We start from the raw sequence: 25,505 nt of genomic DNA, 5'->3' as shown, positions 1-25,505 counted from the left end.
GTCAGATGTCGTAGCGTAAGGTCAGCATCGCGGTTCGACCGGCGGCGATATACTCACTGCCATCGAAACGCAGGGCCGTGGCGTATTCCCGGTCCAACACATTGTCCACTGTCAGGCTGGTGGTCCAGTGACTGTCAATCTGCCACTTTGCCCGCAGGTCCCAGGTGGCAAAACCGGCAATACGTTCCTCATTGTCGGCATCGTCGTAGCGGTAGCCCTGCCCCTTCACGGTGGTGCCCAGGGAAACCTGGCCAAAGGCCCGGTCAACATCCACGCGGAATTGCTTGGCGCTGCGGCGACGAATGCGGTTATCGGTCTCCTCGTCCCGAGGGTCAGTGACCGAGGCGGCCGCTTGTAAGGTCCATGCATCCAGTTCCAGACCGGCACTGAGCTCGGCACCCCGGATACGCGCCTCGTTGACATTGAACGGGGCGAAACGTCCATCCTTCATGGTGAACACAATCAGGTCGTCAGCGTCGGTCTGATAAATCGCGGCGTCCCAGAACCAGTGCTGGTACTGCCCTCCAATACCCAATTCCACACTGCCAGCGGTTTCCGGTTGCAGGTCTGCATTGCCGAAACCGGGGAAGTAGAGGTCGTTGAAGGTGGGTGCGCGGAAGGACGTGCTGTAGCTCACCCGGGCCCGATGGTTCCGGTCGAGGTCAACGCCCATGGCCACGGCTCCGGTTTCCTCGCGACCAAAGGCCTCGTTGTCGTCTGCCCGCAGGCTCAGTTGAAAGTCCGTGGGACCGAAATTCAGCAGGGCCTGACCAAAAATAGCAGCGTTGGTGCGACTGGATTCTTCGTATTCCGTGGTGCTGTCGACCTCGTCCACCAAAAGCTCGCCCCCCACAATGTACTCGTGACGACCGATACTGATCTGGTTCTCCCAGCGGGCGCTGCGGGTCTTGGTATCAAAGGTGCTGTCGCCAAAGGTATCGCGGTTGTCCGATTCGTCGAGGGATTCCGCCAGCAGGATGCGGCTGCGCCAGTAGTCGCTGATCGGTGTATCCAGGCGGAAACCGAGGGTCTGGATGGCGAAGTCGGTGTCACCGCCCTCGAATTCGGTATTGCCCTGAGCCCGCATGATGACGATGCCGGCCTCGCCGCCGGAGTCAAACTGGTGAGCTACGGATGCGAGGGCGGAGGTGTTACGAAAGCCCTTGTCTTCGCCGCCTTCCACGATGGCGGTGCCGTCGGTTTCCAGATGGCTGGCACTCAGGCTGTATTTCATGCGGCCTTCGGTACCGGCGGCTCCGGCAATATACTCCTGCGTGTTGAAGTTGCCGCCACCGGCCTGAACCCAGCCCTCATTGCCCGTCGGCGCGCTGTGGGTAAAGGCCTGGATAACGCCGCCAACGGCATCGGCACCGTACAGGTTACTGCGGGAACCGCGCACAATTTCCACCCGCTCAATCATCTGCGGCGGGAAATACTGCCACGCGGCACTGCCGCTGGTGGCCGAACGCAGACGCACACCATCCACCAGAAATACGGTGGATTCGCTGCCGGTACCGCGGGTGTAAACGCTGATGTTCTTGCCGAACGAGCCGTTACTGGTGATGTCCAGGCCCGGCTGCCCCACCAACAATTCCTCAAACGTCTGAGGCTGCAGGCGTTCGATGTCCTCGTTATCGATCACGGTGACAGAGGAGTCGCTTTCACCCCGGGTTTTCGGGCCCAGGGTCGCGGTGACCACGATCGGGTCCAGTGTGGATTCGGAGACTTCGTCGCCCAGGGTAGGCTGGCTTGTGATCAACAGGGTTGCCGCAGACAGGGTCAGGGTTGGTAGTGCGTACTTCATCTCAACGTCCTCAAACTCGTGCTCGCCCGCACGAATGCATTAGGTAATGACGTTGGGGTAGGCAATCTGGCAGGAGAGAAGCAGGTGGTCGGGAAGCATCCAGGTCAGGTCGGAGTAGCCGGCCCCTGCCATACTGTCGCCCACCGCAACGTCTGGCAATTCCAGGCCGGTCTCCGGGCTTATGAGCGGTCTGCGCGTGGGGCAGACCCGGGCAATCGCCTTCCCATACCCTCAGGGGCACAGTGGCGCATTCGATCACCGTTGACTCAATTACCGTTGCGGGGGCAGCGCCGGAATCTGACCGGCTTCCCGTTTCACCCCTGTGTCGCTTTGCACGGGGCACCTGAAAAAGTGGGGCAAGGCTAACAATCGGTTAACGATTGGTCAATGACATTCCGCAAGCCGCCAGTGCATGCGCCAGCCGTTGCCACTCCGCTTCGGAACCTGGCAGGCCAAACCGCACCGCAGGCGGCCGATCAAACCGACGCACCAGGATGCCGTGCCGGGCCAGCCCATCGGCCAAATCCGCCGAGCGTGGGTGCTCAACATAGCGAAACAGCCAGGTGCCCCCGGAACCGTCCAGGCCGTGAGCATCCAGCAACCGCCGCAGCCGCTGACTATCCGCCGACAATCGCTCGGTAGTCGCCGCCTGCCAGCGTGCATCCGCCAGCGCCTGGCGCATCACGTAACGGGCGGGACCACTGACCGTCCAGGGACCCATCGTGTTCCGCAGGTGGTCAGCCAGCTCTGGTGCGGTCAGCACCGCGCCTGCCCGCACGCCCGCAAGACCAAAGAACTTACCGAGAGATCGCAACACCACCAAACCCTCCCGCCCGGTGGCGAACCCCAGACTCAACTCCGGGTAGCCGTCCACGAACGCCTCATCGACAATTAGCCAGCCACCCCGTTGCTGTAGCCGCTGATGCCAGCGCAACAGACGCTCTGGATCAATGGTCTCTCCGGTAGGATTGTTAGGGTTGATCCAGACCAGCACCTCCAGATCGTCCAGCCAGGATTCATCGTCACCGGTCACCCGTGCCCAATCGAGACTGACCACCTGATGTCCGGCACAGGACCAGCTGTGACCGTGTTCCTGATAGCCGGGGCGGGGAACGCCCACGCGGCACGAAGGCCGCAGCCGGGGCAGCGCCATGATCGCCTCCTGACTGCCCGCCACCGGCACGCAGGCAGCGTCAGCGGGAGCCCCCGCCCACTGCTGCACCAGAGCCTCGAGGCCATCATCCGGTTCCGGTAACCGCTGCCAAACCTCGGACGGCAAATCCGGCACCGGCCAGCCTTGGGGATTAATACCTGTGGACAGGTCCAGCCACTGATCGCGGGGAATGCCCCAGCGTTTTACGGCTGCGTTGAGTCGTCCGCCATGTTCCGGTGGTGTCATGTCCCGACCCTCAAAAGAAGACCTGCCACCGCAAACAGAGCGAGTAAAACAAGCCACAACCAGACGCCCTTCCACACCAGACGAAGAGCGCCATCCACCGTGTCCGCACTGGCGGCCGGTCCGTGCCCCAGCACCGGTCGCTGCTTTATGCCCGAGGCATAGGGCGACGGACCGCCCAGAGACACCTCAAGGGCCCCGGCCCCGGCTGCCATCACCGGCCCGGCATTCGGGCTGTCCCAAGCCGACGCCTGGGTCCGCCAGCAACGCCAGGCAAGCCGGGTGTTACCAAGCAAGGCATAGGTCACCGCTGTCAGCCGGGCAGGTATCCAGTTCATGACATCATCCAGCCGGGCGGCCACCCGCCCGAAATACAGATAACGTTCATTGCGATAGCCCCACATGGCATCCAACGTGTTCACCATCCGGTGCAGCAACACCCCGGGAATACCCGCCACCAGAAACCAGAACAAACTGGCAAACACCGCATCCGCCCCGTTTTCCAACATGGATTCACTGGCCGCCGCAGCCACGCCCTGTTCATCCAGTTCGCTGGCCTTGCGGCTGACAATCCGGCCTACCTGCTCCCGTGCTTGCTCAAGATCGCCGCTATGCAACGCATCCGACACTGCCCGGCCGTGTTCCGTCAGCCCCCTGATCGACAGAGCAAAATACAACACCACAGCTTGCAGCAGCAGGTATGTCCAGCCATCCAGCGTCCATCGCAACGACTCGGCGACCACAAGCGCAGGCAACACGACGATTAACACACCCAACAGCCCCAAGAATTTTGACCGGCCCGTGTGCTCCGGCGACCGATTCAACCGCCGTTCAACTAACGCAGCCAGACGCCCGAACCCCACCAGCGGATGCCACCTGCGGGTCTCCCCGAGCCAGCGGTCCAAAAGCACGGCAACAAGGCAAACGATCACGGAAAATATGAAAGAGCTCAAATTGGCAGCATCTCTTAAGCAGACAAAACTTGGGAGCAAGAAATTGTTTGGATAGGGCCCTCCAAAACACGCTGTGAATACATCCCTGTACGCTCCGCTCCGCCATCCATGGCTCCGCAGGGTTTTGGAGGGCCCTATCCAAACAATTCCCCGAATTGTGGGTGTTCTTGATCAGGAAGGAGTTTAACCGAGTCACCGTCGGCCTTGACACCTTTTCGGACCGGGTAGACCATTTGCTGTTTTCACCGGCCAGGATTCACCCATGCTTTCTCTGCCTCCAAGCTGGACCCAGCAGCCACCGAAACCAGATACGCTCCGAATCCGACAAGCAACGGATCGCCAGCAGGCTCTAACCAAGCCACCGGGTTCCCTGGGGCGTCTGGAACAGCTGGCCGTCCAATTGGCTGGTCTGCAGAAGACTGAACAGCCAACGGTGGATCCCGTGCGAATCACTGTATTTGCCGGTGACCATGGTGTGTGTGAGGAAGGTGTGTCTGCATTTCCGCAAGAAGTGACGGCGCAAATGATCGCCAACTTCGCCGGCGGCGGCGCTGCCATCAGTGTGCTGGCAAAACAGCTGGATGCTTCTTTGGAGGTCGTCAATCTGGGCACTGTAGGAGAAGTACCGGAGTTGCCCGGTGTCCGGGATGAACAGATCGCTCCAGCGACAGCCAATCTGGCGGTGACCAACGCGATGACGGAAGACCAGGTGTGCGCCGCACTGGCCAGTGGCGACGCGGCGGCAGAACGTGCTGCTGACGCCGGATGTCGGTTATTTATTGGCGGCGACATGGGTATTGGCAACACCACCAGTGCCGCAGCCCTGGCCTGTGCATTGCTGAATCAATCACCTGAGTCGCTGGTTGGTCCCGGCACGGGCCTGGACACCGCGGGAATTTCCCGGAAAAGTCAGGTGGTGGACCGGGCACTGAAACGACACGGTGACAACACCGATCCGTTGACGGTACTGGCCTCTCTCGGCGGATTTGAAATCGCGGCACTGACCGGCGCGATACTCGGCTGCGCGGCGCGAGGCATCCCGGTGTTGGTGGATGGCTATATTGTTTCGGTGGCTGCGCTGTTGGGCGTTTTCCAACAACCCGCCTTGCGGGATTGGCTGCTGTTCGCCCACCGCTCGGCGGAGCCAGGGCATGCCAGGGTTCTGGAAGCCCTAGACGCAAAGCCCCTGCTCGATCTCGGCATGCGACTGGGCGAAGGCAGCGGTGCCGCAGTGGCGGTGCCCCTGCTGCGAGCGGCCTGTGCACTTCACAACAATATGGCCAGTTTTGCCGATGCCGGTGTCAGCAACAAGGACACGGCTTCCTGAAGGACCACGATGAAAAACAGCACGACGACCATTGACCTGATCCGCCACGGCGAACCCGCCGGGGGCCCGATGTTCCGGGGCAGCCAGGATGACCCGCTCAGTGATCTGGGATGGCAGCAGATGCGATCCGCCATTTCAGATACCGAAGAGTGGGATCTGGTGGTTACTTCGCCGTTGCTCCGTTGCCACCGATTTGCCGAGCAGCTGGCAACCAACCGGCAACTTCCCCTGGAGCGGGATGAACGTCTGCGGGAAATCAGTTTTGGTGCCTGGGAAGGCATGACTGCCGACGCCATCCAGGCTGATGCCCCGGAAGCGCTAAACCGGTTCTGGAGCGATCCTGTCGCCTATCCGCCACCCGGCGGTGAAACGATGGATGAGTTTCACGCCAGGGTGCGGGACAGCTGGCATCACTGGTGTCGTGAAGCCGCGGGGCAGCGTGTTCTGGTGGTATGCCACGGTGGCGTCATTCGCATGATACTGGCCGAGGTGATGGGCATCCCCCTGAACCGGAGTTTCTCGGCGTTGGCAGTTCCCTATGCCTGTCGCAGCCGGGTGCGTATTGACCAGTCCGAGCACGGTATTTTCAGCTCTTTACTGAGCCATGGTGGCTGAGCCCCCTCACTCCTTGAGCCAAAGCGGCAACCCCGCAACACTCATCACCACCCGGTCACAGCCGGCTGCAATTGCCTGATTCAACCAGCCCAGCTCATCGCAGAAACGACGGGTCAATGGGTCCATGCCAATAGTACCCAAACCGACTTCGTTGCTGACAATGGCGATGCTGCCGGGATAATTCCGCAACGCCGCCAGGAATGCCTCACGCTCATGAGCGAAGGCCTCCTCCCCGGCAAACAACAGGTTACTGATCCACAGGCTCATGCAATCGACCAACAGGAACGGCGGCGAGGTCTCGTCGCTATAGGTTTCCAGGACACGGGCAAGCCGGAGCGGAGCTTCCGCCAATCCCCAGTGATCCGGCCTGCTGTCGACATGCCGTTTCACCCGCTGCGCCATTTCCTCATCCCCCACCGTGGCCGTGGCCACGTAGACCACTGCATCACCAGACTCGGTTGCCAGCTGTTCCGCCAGTGCCGTTTTCCCTGAGCGGATGCCTCCCATAACGAGAGTTCGAGATACGCCCATGCATGCTCCTTCGGGTTCAGTGGGTGTGATCAAAAAATGGCCCAATGTGATGCAGATCACATTTATCCAATATGCTACAAACTGTCACGTTACCACGGAGAGGGCTCTTTCCGGGCAATCACAACAATAATCGAAATGCCTCAACAATAAAAAACGAATTGCCGGGCACGCCGGTAATGACGACGAACGAGAGGTTCACATGAACTATAAGAAACGACCCATGCGTACAGCGTGGGCATTGGCTGGCGCGCTGCTGATCACCGGATGTGGCGGTTCCGAAGATGGCAACGAAGGCAGCCCGCAACAGGGACCATCAACACCCCCCAACGACTCTGTCATTTCCTCGGATACTCAGACCTTCAAGGAACCGGCCGCGATTGACCGTTACAGCTTCGCCAATGGCTGTTACACCCTGGAAGCCGAAGGACATTATCTGAGCGCCGACCCACAAACAGGCCAATACTCCACGACTCGCGATGCCGGTCAGGCCACTGCGTTCCGGATGCGTCCCACCCGTCTCGGGGCCTACCTGATGATGTCGGGTTACCAACGCAACACCGGGGAAGTCGGCCTGTTTGAGCTGCTTGGCATCAGCGACCCCGCCGGCGAATTCCTGGATGACGCCGGTAATTTCATTGGCGAGATCTCCTATCTGGTTGCCGGCCTCGGGGATACCACCAACCTGATCCTGGATCCGGTGGCGCCGCTGGGAGATGCCCTGCGTTCGATCGGTGAGAGTATTGAGTTCACCGGTGATCAGCTGGGTGACACCACCATCAATCCCTCGCTTGCCATGGTGGGTTCACCCAGCGACCTGGCGGTATGGCAACTGCAACGCAAAGGCGATGAACAGCGCTATACTCTGGCCTCTGACGTCACTGGCCTGATGCTGGCCGCCACGGACGATGGCCTGGCTCTGGTGTCTCCCTCGGTCATTGACGAATCCGGTGCCTTTGCCCTGCGTGAGGCCAAAGGATGTGACCAATACCCGGAAGCGGAACTCAGCGCCGAAGTCGTCGACGCCAAGGGCCCGGCGATTTATTTGAAGGAAGTGGATCGTTTCCGCCAGGTCAAAGGCCTCGACAAGGACGACGTCTTCGGCTTTGTCGACACCCATTCCCACATCTCGGCCTATGAGTTCATCGGTGGACGGGTCAACTACGGCGCCCCCTTTCACCGCTTTGGGGTGACTCATGCCCTGCACGACTGCGAAGCCGTCCACGGCCCCTGGGGTGCCACCGGATTTGTCGAGCTGGCCACCAGCGGTATCGGCACCCACGACACTCAGGGCTGGCCCACATTCAACGACTGGCCCCGCTACAACTCGCTGCAACACCACCAGAGCTATTACCGCTGGATGGAGCGAGCCCACCTGGCGGGCATGAAAATCCTGGTGAATCATCTGGTGCACAACGAGATTCTCTGCCGCATCAACCCGCAGAAAGAAAACGACTGCGACCCCATGGAATCCATCCTGCTGCAGATCCAGCGCATGTACGAGATGCAGGACTACATTGATGCCCAACACGGCGGCCCGGGGGAAGGCTGGTTCCAGATCGTCACCAGTCCGGCCCAGGCCCGCGACGTGATCGATGACGGCAAACTTGCTGTGGTGCTGGGCATAGAGATGTCCAAGGTCTTCAAGTGCGGTGAATTCCTCGGCGTGGCGGAATGCACCCGCGAAGAGATCGTGGAACGGCTGGATCAGTTCTACCAGCTCGGGGTTCGCAACATCTTCCCGGTTCACAAGTTCGACAACGCCTTTGGCGGGCACTTGCCGGACCTGTCCACCGGCATTGGCATCGGCCCCATTCTCTATGGCGGCAACCTGCTGGAAACCGGCCACCCGGTGGAATTCGAGGAATGCCCCGAAAGCGTTGAATACACCGGCGGTGAGCCAGACCAGAACGCCGACCTGCAGCCTTTTGGCCTGTTCGATCAGCTGCTGTACCAGATGGACTATCTCGGAGAGCGTTTCCCGGAGACCCCGGAGGAAATGGCGGCACTCGACCCCCGTCGGGGGACCGACCAGCTCTGTAACCGTCGCGGTCTGAGTGATCTCGGGGACTTCCTGATCCAGGAGCTGGTGCGCCGTAAGATGATGATCGAAACCGACCACATCAGCCGCAAGGCCGCCGCCCGGATTCTGGAGATTACCCGGCCACTGGATTACCCGGTGATCAACAGCCATGGCGGCTGGGGCGGCACCGAAGCACTGCGGGATCGTATCGCGGCCCAGGGCGGCATTACCGCGTCCTTCGGCGGCACCCGTGAAGACTGGGTGCGAAAACTGACACGGGATGGCAACCGTCCCCGCCGCGAAGACCTCAAGGTAGGCCCCTTCAGCGGCGCCGGCTTCGCCTCTGACGTCAACGGCATTGCACAGCTGGCGTCCAATCCCGGCACTACCGAGGACGAAGAAGGCCTCTACCCGTTCACCTCCATCGACGGACGGGTCCGCTTCGATGTGCAGCGTACCGGCGACCGGGAATTCAGCCTCTACGACGGTCGCGGTGTCGCCCATTACGGCCTGTACCCGGACCAGATCGCAGACATGATTCGCAACAGCGATGCCGATCCCGAACAAATTGACGATGCCATCAATCAGCTTTTCACCTCCGCTGAAGCCTACCTGCGGATGTGGGAACGGATTGAAAGCACGCCACTATAACAACAAGGACAACGTCATGAACTCCAAGACATTCTTCAACAACACAAGACGCTGGCATTCAGGGGTTATCCCTGTGCTGACAGCCACCGCACTGCTCTCTGGCTGTTTCGGTGGCAGCGGCGGCTCGTCAGACTCGACAGCGGCTAACGAAAATCCCGGTAACTCCAATGTCGCCGGGCAACAGGTTGATCGTTTCAGCGACGGCCGCACGTTCCTCGTGGAAGCCGGCCCCGATGCCACCCACGACATGGTCAGCGCGATGATCCAACTGCGTCCGGGCGATACTCTGGAATTCGGCTGCGGCTTTATCGAACTGAACCACGGCCTGCTGATACAGGCCACCGAAGACGTCCTGATCAAGGGGTGTGGCAAAGACAGCACAGTGCTGTCCTTCCGCGACAGCGATAACGTCACCGGTCTGGAAGCGCTGAACGTGCGCGGTATTACCGTGCAGGACCTCACCATCGCCGACTCACCTGGGGACGCTTTCAAACTCAAGGGGGTGAAATGGGGTACGCTGCTCAACGTACGGGCCATCTGGTCCGGCGGTGGTGAACCGATTACCGCCAGTAACTATTCGGATCGGCTGCATGTGCAGTGCACCAACCCGCCACTGAACGAGGGCGACCCCACGCCGGATTACATTCCCAGCTCCGCCAGCGGGCGCTACGGTATCTACCCGGTGGAGTCGGAAAACATCCTGGTGGATAACTCCGAATCCGTGGGCGCGTCCGATGCCGGTATTTATGTCGGCCAGACCAACACCGCCATCATCCGCAACAGTCGCGCCGTGTATAACGTCATGGGCTTCGAGATCGAAAACGTCCAGGGCGGCGAATACGACAACAACGTCGCCGAGTGCAACACCGGTGGTTTCCTGATCTACGATCTCGAGAACATCACCCAGTACGGCGACACCTCGGTGATGCTCAACAACCTGGCCAGCAACAACAACACCTACAACTTCGCCCACAGTGGCCTGGTGTCCGCCGTGCCCCGTGGTACCGGCTTCATCACCCTGGGCTACGACAATATCGAAGTGTTCAACAATACCTTCGAGGACCACAGCACCGCCGCCGTGATCTATACCAGCTACGAGTTGATTGACGGCAAGGATAAAACCTCGGACAAGAAACTGGACCCATACACCGAAGGGCTTCACATCCATAACAACGTGATGCGGAATTCCGGTTACGACCTTCCCCCGCCCAACTTTGAAAAGGTGCTGCTGGAAGGCCAGGTGGAAACCGTACTGCCCACCCTGATCGGCCTGAAAAACATCACCAACCCCGGCAAAGGTGCGCACATCGTCTGGGACGGGCTGCTGGATGAGCTGGATGAGGACTGCCCCTTCCCGGTGGATGCCAACGGTGATCCGGTGCCGGCCGATGAGAATGGCAAGCCCATTCACACCAATCAGCATCCGAACCCGGCGTGCCACTACAACGCCTACAAGTTCAACGCCAATGGCGAGCGCAAGCTGCCCCAGTGGGGTTCGTGCTTCCATGACAACGACCTGGCGGCCGACAGCCAGGCCTACATGAACTTCCATGGCACCGAGGGACTGGAGCTGGTGCTGGCCGCGGCCGAACAGGACCCGAGCATTCTCTCCCTCGAGGGTCTGCAGTCGGTACTGGAAGGGCTGACGGGCGTGGTGGCAGACACCGACAAATCGGTTCACGATTGCCAGGCCCGCTTTGGCAAGCTACTGCCACCGCTGCCCCGTGTGACAATCCCGCCATTCGAACCAAGCGGTGCCATCGATCCTGCCCCCAGCGAGGAATACGTCAACCGGCTCTGCAGCAAACGCGGCAAGTCCGGCAGCGTCAATCGGGATGCCCTGGAAGTGAACTGTCCAACCCTGGACCAGTACAACCTGTTTGCCGATCCCCACGATCCCCGCAGCACCCCGAATGATGGCGGTGTGCCGTTCGTGCTCAACAGCAAACTGTTCTCCGACTACGCCACGAAATACCGGGTCGCCTTCGTGCCAACGGGCACCAAGGCGGTCTACATGGACGGCCAGGGCGGCAGCAACCTGAACGGTACCATCCACTTCCCCACCGGTACGGTGATTGCCAAGACCTTTGCCTTTACCGATGAAAGCAAGGGCACCGAAGAACTGGTGGAAACCCGCCTGCTGATCAAACGGGTCAGCGAGAGCGGCAAGGCATTCTGGGACGGTCCGACTTATATCTGGGAGAAAGACAGCGATGGCCAACCGGTCGCGAAACTCGCCCTGGGTGGCGGCACCCGCACGGTAAGCTGGCATTATCAGGACCAAATCACCGGCGAACTGTTGGCGGGCAGCACGGACAACTACGCCATTCCCAATGCCAACCAGTGCATCACCTGTCACAGCAACGATGACGTGGAATCCGGCAGCGCGCCCATTGGCCCGAAACCCCGCAACCTGAACCGCGCCTATGCGCCGGAATCCACCTTTATGGGCACCCGCGGACAAGGCGGCTTCCCCCGCGTCAACCAGCTCAAGTACTGGCAGGATCAGGGCATTCTTACCAATGTGCCGACCCTGCAGATCGATGGACGTGGCATTGCCACCAACATCGAGCGCCTGCCCCACTGGAACCTGGCCGGTGACAGCGGCGAAGTCGCAGGCTCCGATGCCGATGTGGAAGCCCGCCTGCGAGCCTACCTGGAGGTGAACTGCCAGCACTGCCACAACGACCGCGGTGCGGCGTCCAACACCGGTTATTATCTGGATCACTACCGGGAAGTGGACGCCGGGTATGGCATCTGCAAGAAGCCCACTGCCACCGGGGGTGGCTCCTGTGGTCGCCAGCACATTGTGGTGCCCGGAGACGCTGACAGCTCCATCGTCTCTTGCCGCGTCACGGCCAGCGGCGATCCCCAGCGGCAAATGCCACCGATTGCCCGCAGTGTCACCCACATGGAAGGCGTGGAGTTGATCAACTACTGGATCAACAACGTGGTGGACAGCGGCTACGCCAATGGCGATGCCTGTGGCAACGGCAGTATCTTCCAGTCGCTGAACTAAGCATACCGGGGCGGCTCTGACGGCTGCCCCGGTTTCTGGCGCCGCTTTCGTGGCCCTCTCCCATCCTCGCTGCTATATTGCTCCCTGAGAACGCCAAACGCGACAGCCGCTCAGGGAGACTTCATGCAGGCAGAGCTTATCGACATCCGCAACCATCTGGCCCAGCATGCGCCGTTTGACGAGATGGCGGAGGAAATGCTTGATAAGGTGGTTTCAAGCATCGAGATTTCCTATTTCCGCGCGGGCACGCCCATCCTGGAATTTGGCCAGCGCAATACCTGGCTGTTCTATGTGCGCAGCGGCGCGGTCGAGATCTACCGTCGGTCTGGTGAACTCTACAGCCGGATGGGCGAAGGGGAGTTCTTTGGCCAGTTCGGATTGATGATGCACAAGACCGTGCGCTTCCCGGCAAAAGCGATTGAAGACTGCCTGATCTACCGGATTCCTGACACTGTTTTCCAATACCTGTGGGAAAACGATGAGAACTTTGCCGACTTTGCGGACACCGAGGGCCGAAGCCGACTGCGTTCCGCCGTCTCCCGGCGGGAAAAGTCCAACGTACTGATGACCTCGAAGGTCACCCGCTTGATCTCGCGGAAGCCCGTCTCCGCGCCCTGCACCGTGCGCCTTCAGGAAGCCGCCCGCATCATGACCGACCAGGGGGTGTCCGCGCTGTTGCTGATGGACGAGGAAGGCGACCGGCCGAAGCTTAAAGGCATCATCACCGATCGGGATCTGCGCACCCGCGCCGTAACCGAAGCGCTACCGTCGGAAACGCCGATCAGCGAAATCATGAGCGATGACCCGATCACCACCCGCGCGCGAAGCTTTATCTTCGAGGCCATGCTCACCATGCTGCACAACAATATCCACCATTTGCCAGTGATGGATAACGACGAAGTACGTGGGGTGATCGCTCTGTCGGACATCGCCAAGTATGAGAGCCAAAGTAGCCTGTACCTGGTCAGTAACATCTACCACCAGCAGGATATCAAGGGTCTCAAGAAGATCAGTCGCGATGTCCGTGACAGTTTTGTTCGTCTGGTCAACGAAGATGCCAACTCCCATATGATTGGCAGCGCCATGGCCGGCATCGGCCGCAGTTTCACCCAGCGCTTGCTGGAGCTCGGCGAAGAGAAGCTGGGGCCGCCGCCAGTGCCTTATTGTTTCATGGCCCTGGGCTCCATGGCACGGGACGAACAACTGGTAGTGACCGACCAGGACAACGCCATGATCCTGGACGACAGCTTTAACCCCCCGGAACACGATGCCTATTTCCTGGCGCTGGCGAAATTCGTCAGCGACGGTCTGGATGCCTGTGGCTATACCTACTGTACCGGCGACATTATGGCCACCAACGAAAAGTGGCGTCAGCCGCTGAAGGTGTGGAAGTCCTACTTTATTGACTGGATCGACAATCCCAAGGCGGAAGCCCTGCTGAACAGCAATATCTTCTTCGATCTTGACGGCATCTACGGCCGAACCGAATTCGCAGAGGAGCTGAAAATCCTGGTGGCGGAAAGAGCCAGCAACAGTCAGCGTTTCCTCGCCATGCTGGCCCGTAACGCCCTGAACCGCACACCGCCCCTGGGCTTCTTCCGCACCTTTGTGATGGAAGAAGACGGCAAGCAGAACAACACCTTTAACCTGAAACGTCGAGGCACTGCGCCTTTGTCAGACCTGATCCGGGTGCATGCCCTGGCGTGCGGGTCCCGGGCCCAGAACTCCTTCAACCGACTCAAGGCCATCGCCGAAACCAAACTGATTCCGGACGACGGCGTGGGCAACCTGCGGGACGCTCTGGAGTTCATTTCCATCGTCCGCATCCGCCACCAGGCGCTGGCCATCGAAGCCGGGCGGGAGCCGGACAACAACGTTCGACCGGAAGAATTGTCCCCGTTTGAACGCAGCCACCTGAAAGACGCGTTTCAGGTGGTCAGCAACGCCCAGAAATTCCTTAAATTCCGGTACCATAGCCAGGTGGGCCGGCATGGCTGATCAGAAGGATCCCGTTTCAAAATCCAACGACGCCTGGCCAGACCGGTTCATTCAGCTTGCGGAAAATGCCAGGGATCCCCGGCTCAAAGTCTTTTATCAGGCCGGATGCGTAGCACCGGAGACCCCCCTGGCCGATGCTCCCCTGGTGGCGCTGGATTTCGAAACCACCGGACTGAACCCTGATCAGCATTCCATTGTCAGCATTGGTCTGGTGCCGTTTTCCATAGATGGCATACAGCTTGGCCGGGGCCGCCACTGGGTTGTACGACCACAGCTACCACTGCATCAGACCTCCATCACCATTCACGGCATCACCCACACAGACATCGACAAGGCACCGGATCTGAGCGAAGTTCTGGAGGAAATACTGGAAGCCATGGCCGGAAGGATTGCGGTGGTCCATTATCGCAGTATCGAACGGCCATTCTTCGATGTGGCTTTGAAATGGCGACTCAATGAGGGCATCAATTTTCCGGTCATCGACACCATGGCCATCGAAGCACATCTGTATCCCAATCGACAGCCAACCCGGTGGCAAAAGCTGAAGGGCATGAAGCCGGTTTCCATTCGCCTGGCCGATAGCCGGACCCGATACGGCCTGCCTCACTACCCGCCGCACAACGCGCTGATTGACGCCATTGCCACGGCGGAGTTACTGCAGGCCCAGGTTCGCCATCATTTCAGCCTGGACACCGCGGTCAAGGACCTATGGCTTTGATGCCGCCATTGAGTTATCGCTGTCCGGTTTCACTTCACTGATGTACTCGCCATAACCCTCTTCCTCCATCTTCTCCAGTGGGATAAAGCGGAGGGCGGCCGAGTTCATGCAGTAGCGCAGACCCGTGGGCGCGGGGCCATCATTGAACACATGCCCCAGGTGAGAATCCGCAATGGCACTACGAATTTCTATGCGGGTCGTAAACAGGGAGCGGTCCTCTCTCTCCACAACCGCATCTTCTGAAATCGGACGGGTAAAGCTGGGCCAGCCAGTGCCGGACTTGTACTTGTCTCTGGAGGAAAACAGCGGCTCTCCGGACACGACATCCACATACAATCCCGGACGCTTCTCGTCCCAGTATTCGTTTGCGAACGCCCTCTCGGTGCCATCTTCCTGAGTCACGTAATACTGCTCTTTGGTCAGCATCCGCTTGAGCTCTTTATCGTCCGGCTTCACAAAAGACTGCAGGTCTCGCGCGTCGTTCTTCATGGTGTCCTCTTCAGGCTGATACTGAGAGTAATCAACATCCTGCTCGTCACCCCAGACCTTCTCGATGAACTGGTAACGGCCAGAGTTGAAGGTATAGAACTTGTACCGCACCGGATTTTTGCTGTAGTAATCCTGGTGGTATTCCTCCGCGTCATAGAAGGACTTGAAAGGTACGATTTCAATCACCACCGGATCGTCGTAACGACCGGACTCTTTCAACGCCTTCACCGAAGCTTCGGCAGCACGCTTCTGCTCTTCATTGTGATAAAAAATCGCGGGCCGATACTGGCTGCCCCGGTCCACATACTGGCCTTTCGCGTCGGTCGGGTTTGCTGTGCGCCACAAAGCCTGGAGCAGGCCTTCGTAGGTGATGACATCCGGGTCGTAATAGACCTGGACAGCCTCGGTGTGTCCGGTACGACCGCCAGAGACCTGTTTATATGAGGGATCTTTTTCCTCGCCACCGCTGTACCCGGATACCGCCTCGACGACCCCCGGCACTTTCTCTTCATACATTTCTTCAACACACCAGAAACACCCACCGGCGAAAGTAGCTATCGCCAGGTCTGGATCGTCGGGTGCGTATTTTGAGTCCGAATCGTTGGAAGCACCCACCTGGAGACCGGTGAGTGCTATGGCCACCGCCATGGACATCAGTAACAGATACCGTTTCATAACTTTAACCTCTTGCCCTTTGATTACTGTAACCAGTCTGCACGGAATTCATCACACCCTTTTCTCCAGTTTATTACGTTTGTATAACGTCGGAGAGATCAGTACGGATGCACACAGTTCAGCTTCAGGGCGCCACCGGTAATCGTATACAAAACGAAGCGCCACCGGACTGCAGGTTGGCAACGTCAATATCACCCCCCTGGAGCGACATGATCCTGCGGGCGATGGCGAGTCCGAGACCGGCATGGCCGCCAGTCCCATCAGAAGATTCACCGCGATAGAAGGGATCGAAGATATGGGGCAGGTCTTGCTCCGGAATGCCAGGACCACTGTCCCGCACACAAACTTGCGGCCAGCCATTTTCCTGCCCGAAAACCACCTCGATTCGCCCACCGGCAGGGCTGTAGGCAATGGCATTACCGATCAGGTTGTCCAGCACCCGTTCGGTCATGGCAAGGTCCGCATAGGCCAGGGGCTGATCCGGGTCGCCATTGACGGTCAGATCAAGCTGCCTGTTGCGGGCCTCCCGGCCGTGTTTCTGAACCACATCGTGCACCAGCTCAGCGAGGGGAAAAGGTTCTGGCACCGGCTGTTTTTCCCGGGCTTCCAGTGCCGCCAGCTCGAACAGCTCATCCACCAGACGGCTCAGGCGTCGACCTTCCTTGAGGGCGATGTCGAGAAATCGGTCCTGCTCTTCCGGGCTGAGGCGGTCGCGCCGTAATTTCAGACTTTCAATGTAACCCTGCATTGAGGCCATTGGCGTGCGCAGGTCATGGGACACCTGAGCCACCAGCTGGCGGCGCTGGGCGTCCTTTTCCGTCAGTTGCTCAATTTGGGAAGCAATGCGGCGTGCCATGTCATCAAAGGTTGCTCCCAGGTAGTCGATCTCGTCACGCACTACCGGCCGCCTGTCACGCCAGGTATTGACCGGCGGATGACTCATGTCACTGTGCTCAAACGCCTCCACCAGCCGGGTCAGCAATGTCAGCCGTCGGGTCAGCAGGCGGAAGACCGCCAACCCCGCAATCATGACCACCGCCAGACTGAGCAGCAGGGCCCAGGCACTCAGCTCCAGCAGCTGGCCACCCCGGGCCATGGTTTCCGCAGCGTCGTATTCTTCACCCCGCAGCACCACATAGAGATAGCCTTCCGGATTGTCCATTGATGGCACCGGGGTCACAGAAAACACTTTCTGCCGGTCATGGCTGCGCGGGTCATCGCCCAGCACGGGATAGCGGCTCATGTCGTCCATCAGTCGGTGTATGGGTTCCAGAGAGACTTGCTTGCGCTTGATTTTGGCCGGGTCTGCGGAGTAGGAGAGGATGGTGCCATCCAGATCCAGCAGATAGATTTCAATACTGGGGTTGATGGTCATGTACAGCGCGAAGAGTTCTTTCAGGGCACTGCGGTCAAGCTGTCCTTCGCTGACCAGATTTCTGTCCGCCACCAGGTTTTTCGCCAGATCCCGGTGCAGCTCCTGATTCACCGAGGCGTTGTACTCCCGCAATGAGTAGAGGCTGATAAAGGTGTACAGCAGGCCGACGGCCAGTAACAGCAGGAACAGGCCCAGAGCCAGGCGGGTGTATAGGGTCTTCACCATGGATCAGTCCCGGAAGCGATAGCCCACCCCCCAGACGGTTTCGATGAACTCTGGTTTGGCCGGATCTTGCTCAATCTTCCCCCGCAGACGGTTGATGTGGGTGTTGACGGTATGTTCATACCCTTCATGGTTGTAACCCCAGACCTTGTCCAGAAGCTGGGCACGACTGAACACCCGGCCGGGATGGCTGGCAAAGTGCCAGAGCAGGTCAAACTCCCGGGCTGTCAGTTCCACCTCCTGTTCCCGCACAAACACCCGGCGGCGATCCGGATCGATCCGTAAACCGTCGGCCCGCAACTCTCCCGTCCCGACGTTACCGGTGTTTTCGGCCGGAGCAGACGCCATGGCATCCACACGCCGGAACAGGGCTTTCACCCGCGCCGACAACTCGGCCACGCTGAAGGGTTTGGTGAGATAGTCGTCCGCCCCCATTTCCAGGCCCAGTACTCGGTCCAGTTCGGTGCTTTTGGCGGTCAGCATCAGCACGGGCACATAACCCGGGCCGGAGCGGATCTCGCGACAAACCGAGAGGCCGTCCATTCCGGGTAACATCAGGTCAAGAACCACCAGATCAATATCCCCTTCACGAAAACGCTCAAGGCCGGTATCGCCCCGGTCACACAGAATGGGGGTCATGCCGAGATCCGCCACATGCATGCGCACCAGCTCGCCAATGCCTGGATTGTCCTCAACAATCAATACGTTTCGTGTCATAGGTTACTGGTTCTCGTGTCCTTCGGAAGCGCCCGGTTAATTCATTGAGTCCGACTTATCCATGCCGTCATCCTTCATGTCATCGTGCATGGCCTCGTCGTCCTTCATGCCCATGCCATCGTCCTTCATCCCCATATCATCTCCGGACATGTTGTCTTTCATACCATCGCCCATGGAGTCGGACATGTCATCCTTCTTCATATTCTCGTGAGCCATGGACTCCTTCATGTCGTCGTCCATCATGCCACCTTCGGACGCCATTTCATCCGCCTGGACCGCACTGGCCATTAGGCCGAATAGGCACATGGCTGCAACTGTCGTGAACTTGTTCATTGTGATGTCTCCGTAAGGGTTTTGGCCTGCCGGACTGGCACGCTCGGTACCCATCCTGGCGGCGCGCCATCACGGGATAATCACAGGGTGTTAAACAGTGTATAGCGGAAAGTTCACAAATCTGTCACGTCGCCTTCATCCCTCCAGACTACCCAGCAGACGCTGACGAATGATGTTGTCGGCGTCATCCATGATGCGGCCGATCAGCTCCTCACAACTGGGAATGTCGTGGATCAGACCCGCCACCATGCCGCAACTCCAGGCGGCTTCATCCATCTTGCCTTCCTGCAGCACCAGCCGGCCCTTCACGCCGGTCACCAGGTGACGGATATCATCAATGGTTTCGGCCCCGCCCTTCGCTTTCTCGATGCGGATGATTTCCTCCACGGCGGCGTTGTTCATCACCCGTTCGGTGTTGCGCAGGTTACGCATGATCAGCCGGGTTTGCCGCTCGTCGGCTTCGACGATGGCCTGTTTGACGTTGTCATGAATGGGGGCATCGGTGGTGGCAAGAAACCGGGTGCCCATGTTCATCCCCTCGGCCCCCAGGGCCATGGCCGCCACCAGACTACGACCATCAGCCATGCCGCCGGAAGCAACGAACGGGATGGTGAGCTCCTCCGCAGCCCGGGGCAACAGGATAAAGTTGGGAATATCATCCTCCCCGGGGTGACCGCCACACTCGAATCCATCCACGCTGACCGCATCGCAGCCGATTTTTTCGGCCTTCAGAGCATGGCGCACGGAAGTGCATTTATGGATAACCTTGATACCGGCTGCCTTCAGTTGCGGCATGTATTGCTCAGGGCTGCGCCCGGCGGTTTCCACCACCTTCACACCGCCGTCGATAATAGCCTGGATATAATCCGGGTACGGAGGCGCCTTGAAGGATGGTAAAAACGTCAGGTTGACGCCGAATGGCTTGGCGGTCATCTCGGCACAACGTGCAATTTCCCTGGACAGGTCTTCCGGGGTAGGCTGGGTCAATCCGGTGATAATACCGAGGCCACCGGCGTTGGAAACGGCTGCAGCCAGCTCCGCATAGCCGACATGGTGCATACCACCCTGGATGATCGGGTGACGGATACCAAACAATTCGGTGATTCTGGTCTTCATAGCGGGTTTCCTGTTATGTCGTTAGAATGAGATCAAATAGCGATACGAGGTTGCAGTGACAGAAAAAACAACAACACGAGCAACACCTGCTGACGCACTCCGGCGAGCGAGGAGGATGTGGCTGAAGGGTGAAAGAATTCACCTGGCATCACTGTCCGCAGAACTGAACATTGGAAGGGCCACCCTGTTTCGCTGGGTCGGCAACAAGGATTTACTGTTGGGGGAAGTGCTCTGGTCACTTTACGAACCCCTGAGACTGGAAGCCCTGAGTACAACTCCCGGGCAAGGTGTGGATTTCGTGGTTGGGGTGTACCGACACGTTAACTCGATCCTGCTCCACTCCGAACCTCTGCGGCGGTTTATCCATCAGGATCCCGAATACGCGCTGAAGATCCTGACCTCATCCCAGTCCACCATTCACAGCCGCACGGTGGAAGCCAACACCCGCACGCTTCGGGACCAGATAGCATCCGGTCATATCCACCCGCCCCTGAACGTCAACAGCCTGTCCTACTTCATGGTGCGCCTGGCCGAATCCTGTCTGTACAGCGACATCATCAACGGCCGCGAACCCCGTGATGAGGAGCTGGAAGACGCCTGTACGGCAGTGCGAATTCTGCTTGGCGGCAAAGCCTAGAACCTGGGGGGCTGGTCCCGCGGCGGGGGTACCTTTTCTTCTGGGAAAAATAACTCGCTTCGCTCAGACATCTTTTTCCCGGCAGAAAAGGTACCCCCACCCCGTGACCGACCTGACTGCTGAGGGCTTCTGTCGGATTACGCTTCGCCTAATCCGACCTACATGATGAAGCCCTCGTACAATTCCCGTAGGTCGGATTAGCGAAGCGTAATCCGACACCCGGCTATCGGCCCTTACAACTGCAGCGACCGGACCTCCAGAAACTCCTCGAGCCCCCATTTGCCGAACTCGCGGCCAATGCCGGAGTGGCCGAAGCCGCCGAACGGGGCCATTGGATTGAACGCGCCGCCGTTGACGAACACCTGGCCGGTGCGCAGTTTGCTGGCCACTTGTTTCGCCTTGTCGGCGTCCGCTGACCAGACTGCGCCGGACAGTCCGTACTGGGTGCCGTTGGCGATACGGATGGCTTCTGCCTCATCGCTGTAGGGAATCACGCACAGCACGGGGCCGAAGATTTCTTCCTGAGCCAGGCGGCTGTCCGGTTTGACGTTGCCGAATACCGTGGCCTTGACGAAGTAACCTCTATCACAGCCTTCCGGCGCTTCCGGGCCGCCGGCGACCAGGGTATGACCTTCCTCGATTCCGAGCTTGATGTAGTCGATGACCTTGTCACGTTGTTGCGCCGAGGCCAGCGGACCCAGGCGGGTGGATTCTTCCAGCGGGTTGCCCGGGGTCATTTTGGCGACGGCAGCAGCGGCCAGTTCACAGGCTTCGTCGTGCTGTTCCGCCGGCACCAGCATGCGGGTCAACGCGGTGCAGGTCTGGCCGGAGTTGAGCAGGCAGTTGTTTACCGTGCCTTTTACTGCTGCCGCCAGATCCGCGTCCGGCAGGATCACCGAGGCGGATTTCCCCCCCATTTCCAGGGCAATGCGCTTGAAGTCATCCGCAGCGGCATGGGCAATCAGGTTGCCGGTGCGGGTGGAGCCGGTGAAGGACACCATGTTGACGTCGGGATGTTTGATCAGAGTATCGCCGACGGTGTGGCCTTCACCACACACCAGGTTGAATACGCCCTTGGGCAGGTCGGTGCCGTCCAGGATCTCCGCCAGGATATAAGCGCTCTGGGGTGCGATTTCCGAGGGCTTCAGCACCACGGTACAACCGGCGGCAATGGCCGGCACCACTTTCAGGATGACCTGGTGCAGCGGGTAGTTCCACGGTGTGATGCAACCCACCACGCCCACAGGCGCGTACTGCACTTCCGAGTTACCGGACTGCTCACTGAACGGGAAGTCCGGCAGCAGGTTCAGGTAGGTCTTGGTGATCGTGGCCGGCAACCCCGCCTGGATACCGGTGGCCAGTTTGATCGGCATGCCCACTTCACGGCATACCGTTTCCGCGATTTCACCTGCGCGCTCTTTCAGTCCTGCGTGGAGCTGCTCCAGCACCTTGATGCGTTGTTCCAGGGTGCTTTCGGACCAGGTTGCAAACGCGGCATCGGCAGCGGCAATGGCCTGCTCCATCTCTTCGCGGCCGGAGGCCGGGACTTTCGCAATCACCTCACCGGTACCCGATTCGTGGACATCAATGGTGTCGCCGGTCCAGTTCACCCATTGGCCGTTAATGTAATTCTTGCTGAGATTGTTCATTTGATCACTCCTGTGTCTCTCTGGAACTGTCACTCGAAAATGATGACGCCACGCGCGTTCTTGCCAGCCAACATATCATCGAACGCCTGGGGTGCGTCATCAATGTGGTAGGTGCGGGTGACCAGTTCGTCGAGCTTGAGTTTGCCCGCTTTGTACAGCCCCAGGATACGGGGGAAGTCGTATTGGGGGCGGGCGGAGCCCAGCCAGCTGCCCTTCAGCACCCGCTCATCCGCGGGCAATGTCAGGGTGGTGATTGAGGTTTTGTCCTTGGGGTCGGAGACGCCCACCACCACGGCGGTTCCGCCACGGCCCAGGCATTTGTAAGCCTGTTCCACCACCGGGCCGGCGCCGACGCATTCGAAGGCGTAGTCGACACCGCCAGTGAGTTTCTTCACGGCCCTGGCGCCGTCCTCCACTTCGCTGATGTTGACGGTGTGGGTGGCGCCGAACTCCCGGGCCATTGCCAGTTTTTTCTCGTTGTTGTCCACTGCAACGATCATTTCCGCGCCAGCGGTGACGCAGCCCTGAATGGCGTTCAGGCCGACACCGCCAATACCGAAGACGGCTGTGCGGGAGCCGGGCTCGACTTTCGCGGTATTGAATACGGCACCAACGCCGGTCATCATCGCACAGCCCACCAGGGCGGCGTTCTGCATGGGTATGGTGTCGTCCACTTTGACGCAGTTATCCACGTGCATAGTGGCGTATTCGGCCATTACGCCGCAGGCACCGAAGACGTTGAGGTCTTCGCCATCCGCACCTTTGGTACGAACGGTGCCATCGGGCAGGGTAAACATGGCCTTGCGGGCGTTTTCACAGAGTACAGGACGGCCACGTACGCATTGGCGGCACTTGCCGCACATGGAGATGAAGGAACTGACGACGTGGTCACCTTCCTTGAAGGCGGTGACGCCCTCGCCCACTTCTATGACGACGCCGGCGGCTTCATGGCCAAGTACGAGGGGCGCGGGGTATGGGATTTTGCCGGTGGTGGCGGACTGGTCGCTGTGGCAGACGCCGCAGGCACCGATTTTGATGGTAATCTCATCCCGTTTAGGGCCTTCCACGGTGATGGTCTCTACCTGAATGGGCTGACCCCACTCGCGGCAGACGACTGCCTTTGCCTTTCTGTCCATTCTGTTTTGCTCCTTGGTTTTACGTAGCCTTCTTGTTTTGGGAACTGGTCGCGGGGTGGGGTGCCTTTTCTTATGGGAAAAATAACTCGCTGCGCTCAGACATCTTTTTCCCGCCAGAAAAGGCACCCCGCCCCACGACCGTTTTGACAAACTCAATATCCGCTAGAACTCAGAGTCCTGCATGCCCAGCGCCGTGGTATCCACAGCGCTCAGTAACCCGGACAGGCTGAGCACTTTCGGCAACTCGTAGCGCGCAAAATACTCACAGGCTTTCACCTTACCCTCGTAGAATTCTGCTGTCTGCTCACCGTTTCCTTCCAGTCCGGCAACGGCCTTGAGGGCCTGTCGCAGCCAGAGCCAGCCGACGACGGTGTGGCCGAAGGCTTCCAGGTAGAGCGAAGCGTTGGCCAGGGCTTTTTCCACGTTGCCGTTGGCTTTCTCTGCGTTGATGGCGTCCGTCGCCGTGGCCAGGGATTTTACGGCCCGGTCCAGATGGTCGGCACACAGTGCCAGCCGTTCGACATCACGGGCTTTGCCGATGGTGGCTTCTATTCGGTCCATCAGTTCTTCGTAATACCTGCCACCGGCCATGGAGACTTTGCGGCCCAGCAGGTCAATGCCCTGGATGCCGTGGGTGCCCTCGTGAATCGGGTTGAGGCGGTTGTCTCTATAGAATTGCTCAACGGGATACTCGCGGGTGTAGCCGTAGCCACCATGCACCTGGATTGCCAGGCTGTTGGCTTCAAGGCAGAACTGGGACGGCCAGGATTTGATGACTGGCGTCAGCAGATCCAGCAGGCCGGCGGCGAGTTGCCGCTGTTCCTCGGTCGCTCCGTGTTTTTTCTCGTCCACCAGCGTGGCGCCCTGCAGGCACAGGGCCAGACCGCCCTCCACGTAAGCTTTCTGGGTCAGCAGCATACGGCGGATATCGGCGTGGCGGATCAATGGCACTTGTGGGGTGTTGGGGTCTTTCTCCCCAACCGGGCGGCCCTGCTTACGATCACGGGCGTATTCGAGGGCGTGGAGGTAGCCAGTATAGCCAAGCATGACTGACCCCAGGCCGACGCCTATGCGGGCTTCGTTCATCATGTGGAACATGGCCGCCAGGCCGTTGTTGGGCTCGCCCACCAGATAACCGACAGCGCCACTCTTCTCACCAAAGTTGAGCATGGTGGAGGTGGTACCCCGGTACCCCATCTTGTGAATCAACCCCGCCAACGCAACGTCGTTCCGTTCGCCAAGACTGCCATCTTCATTGACCAGGATCTTCGGCACGATAAACAGCGAAATCCCTTTTACCCCGGGAGGGGCATCCGGCAAGCGGGCCAGCACCATGTGGATGATGTTCTCGCTCAACTCGTGGTCACCGGCGGATATGAAAATCTTGTTGCCAAACAGACGATAACTGCCATCATCCTGCGGCTCCGCCCGGGTCCTCAGATCGCCCAGGGAAGAACCTGAATGGGGCTCGGTCAGGCACATGGTTCCGAAAAACCGACCAGCCATCATCGGCTCGGCGTATTTCTTCTGCTGGTACTCGTTGCCCTGGGCCTTGATCAGGTTCGCCGCCGCAATGGTCAGCCCGGCGTAGCCCTGGGTACCCACATTCGCGCCCTTGAGCAGCCCCACGCACATCTGCGCTACCGCTGCCGGGAGCTGCATACCACCACGTTCAAAATCCTGACCGGCGGCCATCAGGCCGGTATCACGCAGCACGTCCAGCGCCTTCTTGACCTCCGGGCGCATCTCCACCCGACCGTTTTCGAACCTGGGCTCGTCTTCGTCGACCAGGCGGGCGTGGGGCGCAAACTCTTCAGCTGCCACCTTCAACGCCAGATCGAGTGCAGCCTGAAGCGTTTCACGGTTGTGCTCGACATAGCGGTCATATCCCAGCGTCTGTTCGACTTCGTGAAGCTCGAACAGCTGGAACGCAAGGTCCTGAGTGTTGATGATTTTTTGTGCCATGACCTCACACTCCTGGTAAATGTCAGCGGTTTTGTCGGATTACGCTTTGCTAATCCGACCTACGAGCTACGATTGCGGGATTGACCATGTAGGTCGGGTTAGCCAACGGCGTAACCCGACTGTCGGATTACGGCTTCGCCTAATCCGACCTACGCGGCT

General features: G+C 59.4%; 19 protein-coding genes and 1 riboswitch. Of the genes, 7 read left to right on the top strand and 12 right to left on the bottom strand.

Annotated elements, in window-relative coordinates; all coding sequences use genetic code 11:
* Position 1 precedes the first annotated feature (1 nt).
* From MARLIPOL_RS12025 to cbiB, 3 genes are all read right to left on the bottom strand, one after another.
* Entirely contained in the window at positions 2 to 1,804 is a 1,803-nt protein-coding gene (locus tag MARLIPOL_RS12025) for a TonB-dependent receptor plug domain-containing protein (RefSeq protein WP_012138408.1), read from the bottom strand.
* 147 nt (positions 1,805 to 1,951) lie between these two features.
* A riboswitch (cobalamin riboswitch) is annotated at positions 1,952 to 2,166 on the bottom strand.
* Positions 2,167 to 2,177: 11 nt separating this feature from the next.
* On the bottom strand, positions 2,178 to 3,203 hold the full coding sequence (cobD, locus tag MARLIPOL_RS12020) for a threonine-phosphate decarboxylase CobD (protein ID WP_012138407.1): 1,026 nt from the start codon (positions 3,201 to 3,203) through the stop codon (positions 2,178 to 2,180).
* Positions 3,200 to 4,141: an adenosylcobinamide-phosphate synthase CbiB gene (cbiB, locus tag MARLIPOL_RS12015; RefSeq protein WP_036191540.1), complete on the bottom strand. Its 942-nt coding sequence runs from the start codon at positions 4,139 to 4,141 to the stop codon at positions 3,200 to 3,202. The genes cobD and cbiB overlap by 4 nt, the downstream gene beginning before the upstream one ends.
* A gap of 283 nt (positions 4,142 to 4,424) precedes the next feature.
* Here cbiB and cobT point away from each other — a divergent pair, with 283 nt between their 5' ends.
* Both cobT and MARLIPOL_RS12005 read left to right on the top strand, forming a co-directional pair.
* Positions 4,425 to 5,480 (top strand): nicotinate-nucleotide--dimethylbenzimidazole phosphoribosyltransferase, encoded by a 1,056-nt coding sequence (gene cobT, locus MARLIPOL_RS12010; RefSeq protein ID WP_407638088.1) that lies wholly within the window; start codon positions 4,425 to 4,427, stop codon positions 5,478 to 5,480.
* Positions 5,481 to 5,489: 9 nt separating this feature from the next.
* A complete protein-coding gene (locus tag MARLIPOL_RS12005; RefSeq protein WP_012138404.1) occupies positions 5,490 to 6,095 on the top strand; it encodes a histidine phosphatase family protein in 606 nt (201 codons plus the stop codon).
* 6 nt (positions 6,096 to 6,101) lie between these two features.
* Here the strand turns inward: MARLIPOL_RS12005 and cobU are convergent, their stop codons facing one another.
* Complete coding sequence (cobU, locus tag MARLIPOL_RS12000) at positions 6,102 to 6,626, bottom strand: bifunctional adenosylcobinamide kinase/adenosylcobinamide-phosphate guanylyltransferase (RefSeq protein WP_012138403.1); 525 nt, start codon at positions 6,624 to 6,626, stop codon at positions 6,102 to 6,104.
* 220 nt (positions 6,627 to 6,846) lie between these two features.
* On the opposite strand from cobU, the gene MARLIPOL_RS11995 reads away from it, so the two are divergent.
* The 4 genes from MARLIPOL_RS11995 (at position 6,847) to MARLIPOL_RS11980 (ending at position 15,032) form a co-directional block, all read left to right on the top strand.
* Positions 6,847 to 9,297 carry an amidohydrolase family protein gene (locus tag MARLIPOL_RS11995; RefSeq protein WP_228677613.1) on the top strand — a complete coding sequence of 817 codons (2,451 nt, stop codon included), beginning with the start codon at positions 6,847 to 6,849 and terminating at the stop codon, positions 9,295 to 9,297.
* A gap of 16 nt (positions 9,298 to 9,313) precedes the next feature.
* Positions 9,314 to 12,316: a parallel beta-helix domain-containing protein gene (locus tag MARLIPOL_RS11990; RefSeq protein WP_012138400.1), complete on the top strand. Its 3,003-nt coding sequence runs from the start codon at positions 9,314 to 9,316 to the stop codon at positions 12,314 to 12,316.
* 123 nt (positions 12,317 to 12,439) lie between these two features.
* A complete protein-coding gene (locus MARLIPOL_RS11985) occupies positions 12,440 to 14,314 on the top strand; it encodes a putative nucleotidyltransferase substrate binding domain-containing protein (protein ID WP_012138399.1) in 1,875 nt (624 codons plus the stop codon).
* Positions 14,307 to 15,032, top strand: a complete 726-nt coding sequence (locus tag MARLIPOL_RS11980; protein ID WP_012138398.1) for a 3'-5' exonuclease — start codon at positions 14,307 to 14,309, stop codon at positions 15,030 to 15,032. Before MARLIPOL_RS11985 ends, MARLIPOL_RS11980 begins: the two co-directional genes overlap by 8 nt.
* Here the strand turns inward: MARLIPOL_RS11980 and msrB are convergent.
* The 5 genes from msrB to MARLIPOL_RS11955 all read right to left on the bottom strand — a co-directional run bounded on the left by msrB (position 15,021) and on the right by MARLIPOL_RS11955 (position 19,959).
* Positions 15,021 to 16,196, bottom strand: a complete 1,176-nt coding sequence (gene msrB, locus MARLIPOL_RS11975) for a peptide-methionine (R)-S-oxide reductase MsrB (protein ID WP_012138396.1) — start codon at positions 16,194 to 16,196, stop codon at positions 15,021 to 15,023. The genes MARLIPOL_RS11980 and msrB overlap by 12 nt on opposite strands.
* Positions 16,197 to 16,320: 124 nt before the next feature.
* Entirely contained in the window at positions 16,321 to 17,796 is a 1,476-nt protein-coding gene (locus MARLIPOL_RS11970) for a sensor histidine kinase (RefSeq protein WP_012138395.1), read from the bottom strand.
* A gap of 3 nt (positions 17,797 to 17,799) precedes the next feature.
* Complete coding sequence (locus MARLIPOL_RS11965) at positions 17,800 to 18,510, bottom strand: response regulator transcription factor (RefSeq protein WP_012138394.1); 711 nt, start codon at positions 18,508 to 18,510, stop codon at positions 17,800 to 17,802.
* Positions 18,511 to 18,546: 36 nt separating this feature from the next.
* Positions 18,547 to 18,843 (bottom strand): hypothetical protein, encoded by a 297-nt coding sequence (locus MARLIPOL_RS11960; RefSeq protein WP_012138393.1) that lies wholly within the window; start codon positions 18,841 to 18,843, stop codon positions 18,547 to 18,549.
* Between the two features lie 135 nt (positions 18,844 to 18,978).
* Positions 18,979 to 19,959 carry an NAD(P)H-dependent flavin oxidoreductase gene (locus MARLIPOL_RS11955; RefSeq protein ID WP_012138392.1) on the bottom strand — a complete coding sequence of 327 codons (981 nt, stop codon included), beginning with the start codon at positions 19,957 to 19,959 and terminating at the stop codon, positions 18,979 to 18,981.
* 115 nt (positions 19,960 to 20,074) lie between these two features.
* On the opposite strand from MARLIPOL_RS11955, the gene MARLIPOL_RS11950 reads away from it, so the two are divergent.
* Complete coding sequence (locus MARLIPOL_RS11950; RefSeq protein ID WP_012138391.1) at positions 20,075 to 20,596, top strand: QsdR family transcriptional regulator; 522 nt, start codon at positions 20,075 to 20,077, stop codon at positions 20,594 to 20,596.
* Positions 20,597 to 20,829: 233 nt separating this feature from the next.
* On the opposite strand, the gene MARLIPOL_RS11945 is transcribed toward MARLIPOL_RS11950, so the two are convergent.
* From MARLIPOL_RS11945 to MARLIPOL_RS11935, 3 genes are all read right to left on the bottom strand, one after another.
* Positions 20,830 to 22,245 (bottom strand): aldehyde dehydrogenase family protein, encoded by a 1,416-nt coding sequence (locus MARLIPOL_RS11945; protein ID WP_012138390.1) that lies wholly within the window; start codon positions 22,243 to 22,245, stop codon positions 20,830 to 20,832.
* Positions 22,246 to 22,274: 29 nt separating this feature from the next.
* Complete coding sequence (locus MARLIPOL_RS11940) at positions 22,275 to 23,381, bottom strand: zinc-binding dehydrogenase (protein ID WP_012138389.1); 1,107 nt, start codon at positions 23,379 to 23,381, stop codon at positions 22,275 to 22,277.
* 162 nt (positions 23,382 to 23,543) lie between these two features.
* Positions 23,544 to 25,346, bottom strand: a complete 1,803-nt coding sequence (locus tag MARLIPOL_RS11935; protein WP_012138388.1) for an acyl-CoA dehydrogenase — start codon at positions 25,344 to 25,346, stop codon at positions 23,544 to 23,546.
* Positions 25,347 to 25,505: the final 159 nt, after the last annotated feature.

The organism is Marinobacter lipolyticus SM19, assembly GCF_000397065.2.
GTDB classification, from domain to species: Bacteria; Pseudomonadota; Gammaproteobacteria; order Pseudomonadales; family Oleiphilaceae; genus Marinobacter; species Marinobacter lipolyticus.
This window is presented reverse-complemented; position numbering and strand designations above follow the sequence as displayed.